Source organism: Mesorhizobium sp. AR07, from assembly GCF_024746815.1.
Taxonomy (GTDB): domain Bacteria; phylum Pseudomonadota; class Alphaproteobacteria; order Rhizobiales; family Rhizobiaceae; genus Mesorhizobium.
This window is the reverse complement of record NZ_CP080525.1, coordinates 4,272,962-4,284,667: the sequence shown is the minus strand read 5'-3', so window position 1 is coordinate 4,284,667 and position 11,706 is coordinate 4,272,962. Positions and strand designations below refer to the sequence as shown.

At 63.6% G+C, this 11,706-nt stretch carries 12 protein-coding genes; 6 read left to right on the top strand and 6 right to left on the bottom strand.

Features of this window, described 5'->3' with window-relative positions; all coding sequences use genetic code 11:
• Positions 1 to 34 precede the first annotated feature (34 nt).
• Genes BPNPMPFG_RS21830 through BPNPMPFG_RS21815 form a run of 4 tightly spaced genes read left to right on the top strand, consistent with a single transcriptional unit; the run spans position 35 to position 2,117 of the window.
• Positions 35 to 535: a phage tail protein gene (locus tag BPNPMPFG_RS21830; protein WP_413776796.1), complete on the top strand. Its 501-nt coding sequence runs from the start codon at positions 35 to 37 to the stop codon at positions 533 to 535.
• 13 nt (positions 536 to 548) lie between these two features.
• Positions 549 to 1,049 (top strand): phage tail protein, encoded by a 501-nt coding sequence (locus BPNPMPFG_RS21825; RefSeq protein WP_258590732.1) that lies wholly within the window; start codon positions 549 to 551, stop codon positions 1,047 to 1,049.
• 9 nt (positions 1,050 to 1,058) lie between these two features.
• The gene (locus BPNPMPFG_RS21820; protein WP_258590731.1) at positions 1,059 to 1,583 is read left to right on the top strand and encodes a phage tail protein; all 525 of its coding nucleotides are present in this window, start codon (positions 1,059 to 1,061) and stop codon (positions 1,581 to 1,583) included.
• A gap of 36 nt (positions 1,584 to 1,619) precedes the next feature.
• Entirely contained in the window at positions 1,620 to 2,117 is a 498-nt protein-coding gene (locus tag BPNPMPFG_RS21815) for a GNAT family N-acetyltransferase (RefSeq protein ID WP_258590730.1), read from the top strand.
• A 341-nt stretch (positions 2,118 to 2,458) separates the two neighbouring features.
• Here the strand turns inward: BPNPMPFG_RS21815 and BPNPMPFG_RS21810 are convergent, their stop codons facing one another.
• Together BPNPMPFG_RS21810 and BPNPMPFG_RS21805 are read right to left on the bottom strand one after the other, a co-directional pair.
• Positions 2,459 to 3,037: a 2OG-Fe(II) oxygenase gene (locus tag BPNPMPFG_RS21810; protein WP_258590729.1), complete on the bottom strand. Its 579-nt coding sequence runs from the start codon at positions 3,035 to 3,037 to the stop codon at positions 2,459 to 2,461.
• Between the two features lie 66 nt (positions 3,038 to 3,103).
• Complete coding sequence (locus BPNPMPFG_RS21805; protein WP_258590728.1) at positions 3,104 to 3,379, bottom strand: DUF6916 family protein; 276 nt, start codon at positions 3,377 to 3,379, stop codon at positions 3,104 to 3,106.
• A gap of 416 nt (positions 3,380 to 3,795) precedes the next feature.
• On the opposite strand from BPNPMPFG_RS21805, the gene BPNPMPFG_RS21800 reads away from it, so the two are divergent.
• Positions 3,796 to 4,902 carry an ISAs1 family transposase gene (locus tag BPNPMPFG_RS21800; RefSeq protein ID WP_258590727.1) on the top strand — a complete coding sequence of 369 codons (1,107 nt, stop codon included), beginning with the start codon at positions 3,796 to 3,798 and terminating at the stop codon, positions 4,900 to 4,902.
• Between the two features lie 266 nt (positions 4,903 to 5,168).
• Here BPNPMPFG_RS21800 and BPNPMPFG_RS21795 read toward each other — a convergent pair whose 3' ends face one another.
• From BPNPMPFG_RS21795 to BPNPMPFG_RS21780, 4 genes are read right to left on the bottom strand one after another with little or no spacing between them, the layout of a single operon-like run.
• Positions 5,169 to 6,335: an NAD(P)/FAD-dependent oxidoreductase gene (locus BPNPMPFG_RS21795; protein WP_258590726.1), complete on the bottom strand. Its 1,167-nt coding sequence runs from the start codon at positions 6,333 to 6,335 to the stop codon at positions 5,169 to 5,171.
• 37 nt (positions 6,336 to 6,372) lie between these two features.
• A complete protein-coding gene (locus BPNPMPFG_RS21790) occupies positions 6,373 to 7,968 on the bottom strand; it encodes an ATP-binding protein (RefSeq protein ID WP_258590725.1) in 1,596 nt (531 codons plus the stop codon).
• The gene (locus BPNPMPFG_RS21785) at positions 7,959 to 8,651 is read right to left on the bottom strand and encodes a response regulator transcription factor (protein WP_258590724.1); all 693 of its coding nucleotides are present in this window, start codon (positions 8,649 to 8,651) and stop codon (positions 7,959 to 7,961) included. Before BPNPMPFG_RS21785 ends, BPNPMPFG_RS21790 begins: the two co-directional genes overlap by 10 nt.
• Positions 8,620 to 10,098, bottom strand: a complete 1,479-nt coding sequence (locus BPNPMPFG_RS21780) for a DUF4153 domain-containing protein (RefSeq protein ID WP_319945947.1) — start codon at positions 10,096 to 10,098, stop codon at positions 8,620 to 8,622. The genes BPNPMPFG_RS21785 and BPNPMPFG_RS21780 overlap by 32 nt, the downstream gene beginning before the upstream one ends.
• Positions 10,099 to 10,550: 452 nt before the next feature.
• Between BPNPMPFG_RS21780 and BPNPMPFG_RS21775 the strand changes: the two genes are divergently transcribed.
• Positions 10,551 to 11,495, top strand: coding sequence for an IS110 family RNA-guided transposase (locus BPNPMPFG_RS21775; RefSeq protein WP_258590634.1), 945 nt, complete (start codon positions 10,551 to 10,553; stop codon positions 11,493 to 11,495).
• Positions 11,496 to 11,706: the final 211 nt, after the last annotated feature.

The following is an 11,706-nucleotide window of genomic DNA, read 5'->3' as shown; positions in this document are numbered from 1 at the left end:
TGACGGTGCCGAATAGAAACTGGAGGGGGCATATATGTCAGAGCCGTATCTATCGGAGATAAGACTGATGTCGTTCAACTTCCCTCCCAAGGGTTGGGCGTTCTGCAATGGGCAGTTGCTGCCTATAAATCAGAACCAGGCGTTGTTTTCTCTTTTGGGAACGACTTACGGTGGCGATGGGCAAACTAATTTTGCGCTGCCAAATCTGCAGGGCCGGGTGCCGACGCATATGGGCGGCGAAGGATTTTTCCTCGGTCAGGCCGGCGGTGAGCCGTCGCATACGCTCAGCACCCAGGAATTGCCGTCCCATGTGCATGGGGCCAGCGCCTCGACGGTGGACGGTGACCAGGTGATCGCCACCAACAATTATCTCGGGCCGGGCAATCAGCTCTACGGCGCGCCGGCGAACCTGACGACGATGATCCCGACGGAAGTCAGCAGCGTCGGCGGCAGCCTGCCGCACGAAAACATGCAGCCATATCTGACCTTGAACTTCTGCATCGCCCTTGTCGGCATCTTTCCCTCGCGAAATTGAAGGAGATCCAACGATGACAGGCTATGTGGGCGAGATTCGCATGTTCGCCGGCAATTTCAATCCGAATGGCTGGATGTTCTGCCAAGGCCAGACATTAGCCATCTCCGAGTATGAAACCCTGTTTCAGCTCATCGGCACCACCTATGGCGGTGATGGGCAAGAGACTTTCAATCTGCCGAACCTGTCGGGCCGGCTGCCGCTGCATCAAGGCAGCGGGTACCTGATCGGACAGATGGCGGGTGCGGAGGAGGTTCTGCTCACGACGCAACAGATTGCCTCGCACTCGCACCCGTTCATGGCGACAACCAACATCGGCGGCGCCAGCGCCCCGGGCAACAACGTGCTCGCCCAGTCGTCGACGCTGAAAGTCTATTCCGCCGTCAATCCCAGCGTGTCGCTCGGGCCGTCCTCGATGACCGCTGCCGGCGGCAGCCAACCGCACAGCAACCTGCAGCCTTACCTTTGCGTCAATTTCATCATCTCGCTGTTCGGCATTTTTCCGAGCCAAACATAGGACAGGACCATGTCGGACCAATTCGTCGCAGAAATCCGAATTTTCCCGTTCAACTTCGCGCCGAGGGGTTGGGCCACCTGTGACGGCCAGCTCTTGCCGATCTCGCAAAACACGGCTTTGTTCTCGCTGCTGGGCACAACCTATGGCGGCGATGGCAAGTCGACCTTCGCCTTGCCGGACATGCAAGGCAATGCGCCGATGCAGCCCGGCCAGGCTGCTGGCGGACAGGAACACTTCCTGGGGGAAACCGGCGGGTCGACGACGGTACTCCTGCTCCAGACCGAGATGCCGCAACATACGCATTCGCTTAGGGCTGCCGTTCCTCCCGCGCTGCTGTTCGCACCATCGCCAGCGACGGCGCTGGCGCGGTCGGCGGGCGGCGCGGTTTATCAAACAAGCAACGCGAATTTGACACCGCTGAGCGACAATGCGGTGCAACCAACGGGCGGCGACCTGCCGCACAACAACTTGATGCCGTATCTGACACTCAACTTCTGCATCGCGTTGCAAGGAATCTTCCCGGCACGCCCCTGATCTTGTCGATGAACCGGTTTGCAGGTGTTTGAAGCGATGTCGACCGGCTGGGTGCGGGCGGCTGGCGCCGGGCTGATGTTTCGCCCAGCCACGGATGCCGATATGCCGTTCCTGTCGCGGCTCTACGCCTCGACCCGAGCCGAGGAGCTTGCGGTCACGTCGTGGACCGACGAGCAGAAAGCGGCATTCCTGGCCATGCAGTTCCAGGCCCAGCACGCGCATTATATCAAGCACTATCCCGAGGCCGACTGGCTGGTGATCACGCACGCCGGAGACGACATCGGCCGTCTCTATATCGAGCGCTGGCCGAGCCAGCACCGCATCATCGACATCGCCTTCCTGCCGGCGCATCGCCGCAAAGGGTTCGGCGCGACACTGCTGCGCGACCTCATCGACGAGGCATGGTTAGCCGGCAAATCGGTGTCGATTCACGTCGAGAAGAACAATCCGGCCATGCAACTCTATGTGCGGTTGGGCTTCACCGTCGCCGAGGACAAGGGCGTCTATGATCTGATGGTGTGCCGGCCGCGCTAGCTAAAGCGCGTTGCGTGAAAACCTCGCGCAAACGCGCTGATTAAGGATCGTTGGTCCGCGCCGCCCCTCATTGTCCTGCCGGACATTTCTCCCGTATAGTGACGGGGAGAAAGGGGCTGGCCGCGACGCGGCGCCTTTCTTGCAACGCTGACAATTGGCGAAACCATCGATGACAGCACCCCTCTCCCCGTCACTATACGGGGAGAGGATGCCGGCAGGCAGGTGAGGGGCAGCGCTTACGCTTAAGGCGTGTCCTGATCCGGTTCAACGCGACATGCATTCGGGCAAGTGTGAAACGGTGTTCCTGGATTGCCAAGCGGCCGTGACAGCCTCACCCGTCGTCACGCGCCGCGATACCACGAGACGATGGTGAAACGCTCGTTGCGCGTGACCGGGGTGACCTCGTGCGTTGTCTCCGAACGAAATGCGACGAGAGAGCCCGGCACTGCCGGCATGGCGACGCGCAGGTCCGGACCGCTGTAAGGCCCATGCAGGACCAGTGAGCCGCCTGAATAGGTTTCGGGCGAAGGATCGTCCGATTGGCGGTTGAGAAAGATCACCGCCGAGATTTTTCTGAACCGCGACTCGTCGTGAATGAGCGGCGTGTTGCCATCCTGGTGCGGCACGAAGAAATCGCCCTCGCGATAGTGAAGAAACTGAGGTTTTTCGGCACGGCCGAGCGCAAGGCCGAAATGCCGCTCCAGAGCCGCCTTCTGCGCGGTCAGAAGCGTATTCACCAGCGTCTCGGTGGCCGGCGAGACCTCGGCGCGCGTGGTCCTGCGCACCTCAGGCCAAGCCGGCTTTTGGTCGGCACGCCCCATCAGGCCGGCCGGGCGGCCGCTCGCCGCCCGAATTTCCGCGCACAGCGCGCTGCACGCAGCTTCGTCAAGCACATCAGCGATCTGGATATGGTCGATCATATGTCGAGCCGCCCCTCCGAACCGCCCTGTGGTCTGGCCGCCGCCCGACTGGCCGGACCGCCAAAATCAGTTGAACACGGCCTCGTAGAGATAGCCGGTCGCGTCGGCTGAAATCGGCACGATGAAGATGTCGTCGGTAATAGCATCGCCGGTGAGGTGGTAGATGGCCTGCGGCAGCGCTATGTCGCGCGGCCCCCTGAACAAAAGCGTGAAGCCGCCGTCGGGGCGCGGGCTGGCGGCGATCTGGCGGACCGCGGTCAGTTCGAGGGAAACCGGCCTGCCGCCAATCGCGGCAGTGAAAACCGACCCGACCGCCTGTTCGAAATCCGATGCCGACGCCATCCCATTCGCCTCAATATGTCCGCTGCCGGGTGGCACTTTCGCCGCTTCATGGCAAGCTGTCCAGAGGCAAGACAATTCGGCGCAAACCCTAAGATACAGCAGCACCTGTCCCTTACCTTCTTGCCCGATCACCGCCGCAAGGGCTACGGCACGGCGCTATTGAGAGACCTCATCGGCGTTAGCCGGCAAATCATCGTTGATACCATCGCTCTACGATTTACCCCCACCCCTGTCCCCACCCCACAAGGGGGAGGGAGATTCCGTCTCGGCAAATTGCCGACGTTTTGACGCCAAAGATCAAGAGCGCGGCGGCATTCCCTCCCCCTTGTGGGCAGGGGAATCGCACATGAGTAGATCGGGTCACTTGCGTGGTGGAGAGAAATTGATTCTGACGGACCTCTTGAAGACAGGAGGTCATGATGGTGTTTGTGGATATATTCGACGAGGTTCCGGACCCTCGAGACTTCACGGCCCAGCACGAATTGCCAGAGATTTTGTTCGTGGCGCTGGCGGCGGTGCTTTGCGGAGCGACGCACTGCACGGAGATGGTGCTGTTTGCCAAGTCGCGGCTCGATCTGTTGCGGCAGTTCATCCCCCTCAAGCACGGCGTGCCCAGCCACGACACCTTCAGCCGGGTGCTGGCCGCACTCGATCCGGTGGCCTTCAACGCCGCCTTCATGCGCTTCATGGCCGCCTTCGGCACACAGGCGCACATCGATGTGCCGAAAGGCCAAGTCGCCGTCGACGGCAAGAGCCTCAGGCGCGCCTACGCCAAGGGCTGCGCCCACATGCCGCCGCTGGTGGTTACAGTCTTTGCCTGCGACACCTTCATGAGCCTGGCTCAGGTCGTGGCACACAAGGGTGGCGAGGTCGAGGCTGCGATCGAGGCGCTCAAGCTGTTGTCGCTCAAGGGGTTGACCGTCACCGGCGATGCCTTGCACTGCCATCGCCGCATGACCAAGACCATCCGCGAAGGTGGCGGCAACTATGTGCTGGCCATCAAGGGCAACCAGTCGAAACTGGCAGTACAGGCCAATGCCGCCCTCGACGCGGCAGCTGCGAGCAAAAGAACCAGGTTCCATCAGGTCGACGAGGATGCCCATGGCCGCCACGAGGTGCGCCGTGCTTTCGTCGTCCCCTTCGCCCAGACGCCGGGCCAGAACGCGCTCGTCGACCTTTGCGCCGTCGGCCGTGTCGAAAGCTGGCGCACCGTCGATGGCAAGACCACCCACAAGGTCCGCTGCTATGCGTTGTCGCGCACAATGCCGGCCAAAGAACTGATCGCCTCCGTTCGCCGCCACTGGAGCATAGAGAATGAGCTGCACTGGCAACTCGACGTCCTGCTCTGCGAAGATCGCATCAGGGGTCGCAAGAACAACGCGCCGGCAAACCACGCCATACTTCGGCGCCTTACTCTCAACATCCTTAGAGCCGACCCGGAAAACATCCCGCTCAGCCACAAACGACTCAAAGCACGATGGGCCGATCAAGACCTCATCAGCCTTATCACTCATATGCGATAGCCCTGCCCTTGTGGGGAGGGTTAGGGTGGGGGTCCTTCTTCGCAAGAATCCATATGCGATAGCTCTGCCCTTGAGGGGGAGATGTCCGGCAGGACAGAGGGGTGCTTTCCCGCTGACATCAAACAAACTTCTGCACCGCTGACGCCCTCCGGCCGCAGTCGCGGCATGGATTCCAGGGTCCCTGCGACGTCGCTTCGCTCCTGCTTCGCCCTGGAATGACGAAGGAGCAGGCGCCTTGGCAAATCCCTGAAGGTCGTCTCTGCCCTTCAAATCACGTTCAATTCGCGGAATGCACGCCCCTCGGCGACCCGGCTGTAGCCGAAGGCCGAGCAGTCCAGCGTGCGGTAGCCGCCATGCACGATGAGTTCGGCCAGCGCCTTGCCCACCGCCGGCGCCTGCTGCAGGCCGTGGCCGGAAAAGCCATTGGCGAACAGGAAATTCGTCACCCGCGGATGCGGGCCGATCACCGCGTTCTGGTCGAGCGTGTTGTAATCGTAGTGGCCGGCCCAGGCGCGTGTCGGCTTGATCGCCTCGAAGGCGGGAATGCGGGTGGCCAGCACCGGCCAGATGACCTCTTCGAACAGCGGCCAGTCCGGCTCGAAATCCTGGGGATCGGCGGGCCCGTCGCCCTCCTCCGGCTCGGCGCCGCCGGTGATGTAGACCGAACCTTCCGGCCTGACATAGATGCCCGAGGGGTCGACCAGCAGCGGCATGTCGGCATATTTTTCGCGCGCCTCGAAGACGAAGACGTTGCGCTTGCGCGGCTCGACCGGCAGTGCCAGCCCGGCCATGCCAGCCACATTGCCGGCATTCGGCCCGGCGGCGTTGATCACGGTGCCGGCTTGAAGCGTCTCGCCATTGTCGAGGCTGACGCCGGTGACGCGGTCGCCCTGCCGCTCGATGCCGGTGACATCGGCGGTGATGAAATCGATCTTCTTGCCCCGCAACGCCTTGCGGAACAGCATCAGCATCGCATGCGCATCGAACCAGCCCTCGCCTGTCCGGCCATAGGCGCCGGCGGTGATGCCTTCGGCCGACAGCCAGGCAAACCGACGGACGAGCGCCTCCGCGTCCTCGAGCACGATGTCGGCGCCCTCGGCCATCTGCGCCTCGTGATTGGCTTTCAGGATCGGCAGCCCGTTCTCGCCGGCCAGGATGAGATAACCACCCTCGCGAAAACCGATATCGGCATCAGCGCCGAACTCTTCCTTCAGCCGCCGGAACAGCTTTAGCGTGAACTGCGACAGGCGGATGTTTTCCGGAATGGAGAACTGCTGGCGGATGGAGGCGCAGGACAGGGTCGTTGCCGCATGGGCGAATTGCGGATCGCGCTCGATGAGCGCGATCGAGCCCGAAAACCCCTCCTCGCGCAGATAATAGGCGATCGAGGACCCGACGATGGCCCCGCCGATGATGACGATGTCGTAGCGCACGCTTTATGCCCTTTCCGATTCGAGCCGCTGATTGGAGTCACGCGGTTGGCAGAATGATCTCGAAGCGCGTGCCGCGTTCGGAGTCAACCAGCCGGATCATACCATCATGCGCTTTCAGGAGGGCCAGCACGATGCCGAGCCCCATGCCGGTGCCGCCGGAATCGCGCCGCGTGGTGAAGAATGGCTCGAAGATGCGCGCCCGGTTGCTCGGCGAAATGCCGGCGCCGTCGTCGCTGACCAGCACCGTCGCCTTGCCGCCAGCGCTTGTCGCGGCGATCGAAACCAGCGTCGCGCCGTGCCTGGCCGAATTGTCGATGAGATTGGCAAGCACGATTGCCGCGTTCTCGGCCGATATGCGCAGGCCGACATCGCCGCCGGCCTCGACGCGAACCGCCAGCCTGTCGTCGACGGGCAGCAGCGCCAGTGCGGCACCAATCGAGGCGCTTTCGCCGCTCGGGGCAAGGTTTTCGGCCCGCGCCAGGTCGAGCAACCGGCGGACCAGCAGGTTAAGCCGTCCCGCATCGGTGACGATATTGTTGGAGAATCGCCGCCGCTCGGCATCGTCCATCGCCGACCCGGAATCGCGCAGCAGCTCGGCCGCGCCCTGGATCGCCGTCAGCGGCGATTTGAGCTCGTGCGAAACATGGGTGGCAAAGGTCTGGATGCTGTCCGAGCGCGCCTGCAGTTTTTCGGCCATGTCGAGGAAGGCGGCGGACAGCTCGGCCATCTCGTAGGTGCCGTGATGCTCGAGTGGCCGGATCGCGGCGCGATCGCCGGCGGCGATACGCTCTGTGCGGTCGATCAGCGCATAGATCGGCCGGCTGACCGTGCGAAGGAAGACCAGGCCGATGAGCAGCGTGCCGCCGAGGATGGCGATCGCCGCCAGGGTGACCTTGCCGCGCTCGCCATAGAGATGCTTGACGATGTTGTTGGGTGTCCGCGACACATAGACCACGCCGGCGACCTGGCCCGCGACGGCCACCGGCATGGCGACGAAGACACGCACCTTGGTGCCGCGGCTGACCGAATAGAGTGGTGGCGTCGGCTGGTCGAGGATGCGCAGCCTGAGCGCACTGGCATAGCGGCCGGCAAGGGCTTCTCGCACCTCTTCGACCTCGCCAAGCGACTGCCCGACCTCGCCGCGCCCGGCAATGACGACGCCTTTGGGGTCGAGCAGCCGGAAGCCGGCCAGCGTGGTTTTCTGCGTGGCATCGAGAATATCAGACAGGCGCGCGCCGATCGCCGCGAAGGCCGGATCGAGGGTGGCTGATATCGCCGCTGGCCGCGTCGGCAGCACATAATCGGAGGCGAGATCGAGACGCGGCTCGATCGGCCTGTACAAAGGATCCGGATCGGCGCTTCGGCTCGCATTCCCGTTCGCCGACGGCATCGGCGCGCCGAGTTTGTCCAGCGGAATGCCGGCGTCGCGCACATCCTGCGCATAGATGGCGGCGATGACCGCCCCTTGCGCGATCAGCTCCGCTTCGGTCTGGCGGATCAGCTGGTTTTCGTAGAGCCGGAAGAAGAACAGGCCGACCAGCGGCAAGGCCATCACCAGGATCAGGATGGCGACGACGACCGTGGCAAGGCGCGGCCGCCATTTGCGGCCAATCCATTTGCGGGTCAGCCGCATCGGCCGAGCCGGAAGCCGACGCCATGCACGGTCGCGATGGCATCCTGGCAACCCACTGCTGCCAGCTTGGCGCGGATGTTGCGGATATGGCTGTCGACGGTGCGGCCGGCGACATGGATGTTGGCGGCATAGGCATTGGCCATCACCGCGTCGCGGTCGAGCACATGCGTCGGCCGCGCCAGAAACCCCTTCAGGATCGAGAACTCGATACCCGTCAGGGCAAGCGGCTTGCCGTCGAAACTGGCGGCATGGCTGGCCGGCGCCAGAGCGAGCTTGCCATGCGCGAACTGCCGCTCGTCCACCGGTTCGGGCGGCACCGGGCGGGCGCGCCGCAGGATGACGTTGACGCGGGCGACCAGCTCACGCGGGCTGAACGGTTTGGTCACATAGTCGTCGCCGCCCATTTCGAGACCCAGCACCCGATCAATTTCTTCATCTCGCGCGGACAGGAACAGCACCGGCACATCGGATGTGTGCCGCAGCCGCCGGCAGACCTCCAGCCCGTCCATCTCCGGCATGCCGATGTCGAGCACGACCAGATCGGGTGTGCGCCGTTCGATCGCGCGCAGCGCGGCAGCGCCATCGGAAACGGCAGCCGTCTTCATGCCGGCCTTTTCCAGCGCGAAGCAGATCACCTCGCGGATATGCGGATCATCGTCGGCGACGAGGATGTGATGCGGCATGATCAGCGGCCCGGCATAGGTTCAGTACCCTGAGGAACCACGACAGGCCCCTCGTGTCGAGATAGGCAAGCAACCGCCAGTCGCGAAAGCTCCACGCGCGCCAGTTCTGCTGGAGGGTGCGATACCAGCCTTCGTCGCTGCCGCGCACGCCCGCCAGTTGGCGAAAGACGGGATCGTTGGCGGCGGCCGTGCGGCTCTGATGATCGAGGAAGCGATCCAGCGCCGGAAACGCGCCCGGACCGAGCGAGCGCAGATACCAGGCGTCGAGGGAAATGCCCTGGCCGGTCATTTCGAGGGAGTGGTCGACATTGTAATTGGCGATCAGTGCGGCGAAGTTGATGAAACAGCCGGCATAAAGCGTCGCCGATAACGTCAGAAGATTGGCGGACAACAGCCATTCATTGGATTTTCCAAGCGCGATGTGGGCGACGATCAGGGCAAGGCCGGCCGCCACCAGTCCCATCCAGACGAAAGCGGCGACACGCCAGTAGGTCTCGGCCGATGTCGCGCCGCCGGGCCGCAGCGCTGCCAGCACGAAGCCGGCGGCAAGCAGCGCGGTGACGATCAAGGGATAGGCGCCGCGATGCGCATAGGCGGCGTAGCTGAGCCCGTCTGGAAGTGCTGCCCCGCCCCACAGATAGGTGGCGTCGAGCCCGGTCTGCAGCGCAAACAGGATGTTGAAGATAACAAGCGCGCGCAGGATGGCCGGTTTGCCGAACAGAATATCCTCGACGGTGGTGACGGTTTTCCCGGATTGGGCGCTGACCGCCGGCGGCGGCATTGCGCACGGAATGCGGCGCGACACGCGCGGCAGGCGTGGCCGCAGAAAGGCCCAGACACCGGCGAGCACGAACAGCCAGAAGGCAATGCGTGTGAGCTGGATGAGATCGAGCAGCTTCAGCAGGTCGATCAGCGACAACCAGTAATCGATGACCGGGTTGGCGGCGCCGAACAGGGCCAGGAAGACCGCGCCGAGCGTCATCGGCATCACCCAGACGGCGATCGCCGCCAGCCGGACGCGGCGACCGCCGAACCGGTGCGCCGTCCTGCGCCAGCGGATGAAATCGCTTGCGAACCGGAACGGCGCCGCCAGCCCGAACAGCGCGATCTGGCCGGCAATGCGAGCGATGCGATGGCGCAGGCGCCCGCTCCGCGAAAGCGCGAAGACGGCCAAGGCCACAAGCGCGATCGAGACGGACAGGGCGCTGACATTCTCGGCAAGTGGCAGCAGCGCCACAAGCAGAGCGAGGGGCTTGAGCCAGAGCCTGCTATCGCTGAAGGCGGTCGGATGCACGGCGACGACCGCGGCGGCAATCAGGATGGCGAACAGGAACACCGTGATGCCGGCGGGCTGGCCGTAGAAGAAAAAATCCGCCAGCACGACCAGCAACACGGCAACACCGAAGCGGGCGCAATAGCCCGGTGCGGCAGAGAACAACACTGTCATGACCGGGCTTTCCTGATGGCTTTCAGCCGAACCGTCGCCGGATTTCTGCGGGCAAAGGGGATGACCACGGGATTCGCGCGCGGCGGATCGACCAGCCACCAGCCTTCGCTGCGCAGCCGGTAAGGCAGACGGGGTTTTGCTCGTTTTCGCATGCCGCCTGTCTCGCAGGCCGGCAGGGAGACGGCGGGGCGGATCCGAGGAGGTTTTCGGCAAGTGCGTGCAGTTTTCGTGCAGGGCAATCGCTGTAGGTCGGCGCTGCCCCTTGTGTGTTTGGAATATGCATAATGGAGGGTGCCACGAACCGGTGGATGTTCCGGTTCGTGGCGGCGGTCGAGAGCCCGTCGCCCCTCAGGTGGCCTAAACCGTAGGTGAGCTGGGGCCCGACCGCCTTCTTTGTGAACCCGAACAGTTGCAAGGGGCAAGCCCCCGCACACAAGGAAGGGATTGAGGAGATGGCTGAAGAGACGGTTCAGGACGTCGGTATTGACGTCGCCAAGTGGTGGCTCGATGTGTCGGTGTTTCAGACGCTAGAACGAGCCCGTTTCGACAACGACAAGGACGGCTGGGCCGAGCTGATCAAGTGGCTGACGGGTCGCAATGTGCGCGCCATCGGCATGGAGCCGAGCGGCGGCTATGAGCGCGGTGTGGCCAAGGCGCTGCGCAAGGCGAACCTGCCGGCCAGGAACGTCAATCCGCACAAGCTGCGCCACTATGCCCGCGCCCTTGGCCGGCTGGCCAAGAACGATCGCATCGATGCGCTGCTGATTGCGCGCTACACCGCCGAACTGCCGACCCGGCCGGTGCGCTGTGACCCAATCGCCGAGCAACTCGCCGATCTGGTCGTTGCCCGCAGGCAGCTCAGCGACGACAAGGTCAGCCTCGCCAACCAGCTCGAGCAGATACGCGAGCCGACGGTCAAGCGCATGTTCACCCGGCGGCTGCGGCGCATCGAGCTCGATATCGCTCTGCTTGCCAAACGGATGGCCGAACTCGTCGCCAGCCAGCCAGCGCTCGCGGCCAGGGATCGCCTGATCCAGTCCTTCTGCGGTGCCGGCCCAGTGTTCAGCCACACCGTGCTTGCTCTGGCTCCCGAGATTGGTGAGGCCTCGCGACGAGAGATCGCAGCCCTTGCCGGCCTCGCGCCCTACGACTTCGACACCGGCACTTTCCGAGGCAAGCGCAGCATCTGGGGTGGCCGTCATGACGTGCGCAGGGTGGTCTACATGGCAGCACTCACCGCCAGTCGCTCCAATCCTGTGCTCAAGGCTTTCCATCAGCGCCTCATTGCAAACGGCAAGGCGCCGAAAGTCGCTCTCATCGCCGTCGCGCGAAAGATACTGACCATCCTCAGTGCCATGATCCGAAACAACGAACCGTGGAACCCAGCCCGACCCTGACAAACACAGTTGCTCACCTGCCTGCCGGCATCCTCTCCCCGTAAACGGGGCGAGGGACGCTGTCATCGATGGCTTCGCCAATTGTGAGCGTTGCAAGAAAGGCGTCGGCGTTGCCGACAGCTTCTTTCTCCCCCGTTTACGGGGAGAAATGCCCGGCAGGGCAATGAGGGGCGGCGCCAACATGGCAATTGGTGGACTCAAAAGCAGCCGC

Coding starts and splice junctions, on each gene's coding strand:
- BPNPMPFG_RS21780 (WP_319945947.1), bottom strand. CDS start 10,098: ATGACAGTGTTGTTCTCTGCCGCACCGGGCTATTGCGCCCGCTTCGGT.
- BPNPMPFG_RS21825 (WP_258590732.1), top strand. CDS start 549: ATGACAGGCTATGTGGGCGAGATTCGCATGTTCGCCGGCAATTTCAAT.
- BPNPMPFG_RS21810 (WP_258590729.1), bottom strand. CDS start 3,037: ATGATCGACCATATCCAGATCGCTGATGTGCTTGACGAAGCTGCGTGC.
- BPNPMPFG_RS21805 (WP_258590728.1), bottom strand. CDS start 3,379: ATGGCGTCGGCATCGGATTTCGAACAGGCGGTCGGGTCGGTTTTCACT.
- BPNPMPFG_RS21790 (WP_258590725.1), bottom strand. CDS start 7,968: ATGCGGCTGACCCGCAAATGGATTGGCCGCAAATGGCGGCCGCGCCTT.
- BPNPMPFG_RS21785 (WP_258590724.1), bottom strand. CDS start 8,651: ATGCCGCATCACATCCTCGTCGCCGACGATGATCCGCATATCCGCGAG.
- BPNPMPFG_RS21815 (WP_258590730.1), top strand. CDS start 1,620: ATGTCGACCGGCTGGGTGCGGGCGGCTGGCGCCGGGCTGATGTTTCGC.
- BPNPMPFG_RS21820 (WP_258590731.1), top strand. CDS start 1,059: ATGTCGGACCAATTCGTCGCAGAAATCCGAATTTTCCCGTTCAACTTC.
- BPNPMPFG_RS21830 (WP_413776796.1), top strand. CDS start 35: ATGTCAGAGCCGTATCTATCGGAGATAAGACTGATGTCGTTCAACTTC.
- BPNPMPFG_RS21775 (WP_258590634.1), top strand. CDS start 10,551: ATGGCTGAAGAGACGGTTCAGGACGTCGGTATTGACGTCGCCAAGTGG.
- BPNPMPFG_RS21800 (WP_258590727.1), top strand. CDS start 3,796: ATGATGGTGTTTGTGGATATATTCGACGAGGTTCCGGACCCTCGAGAC.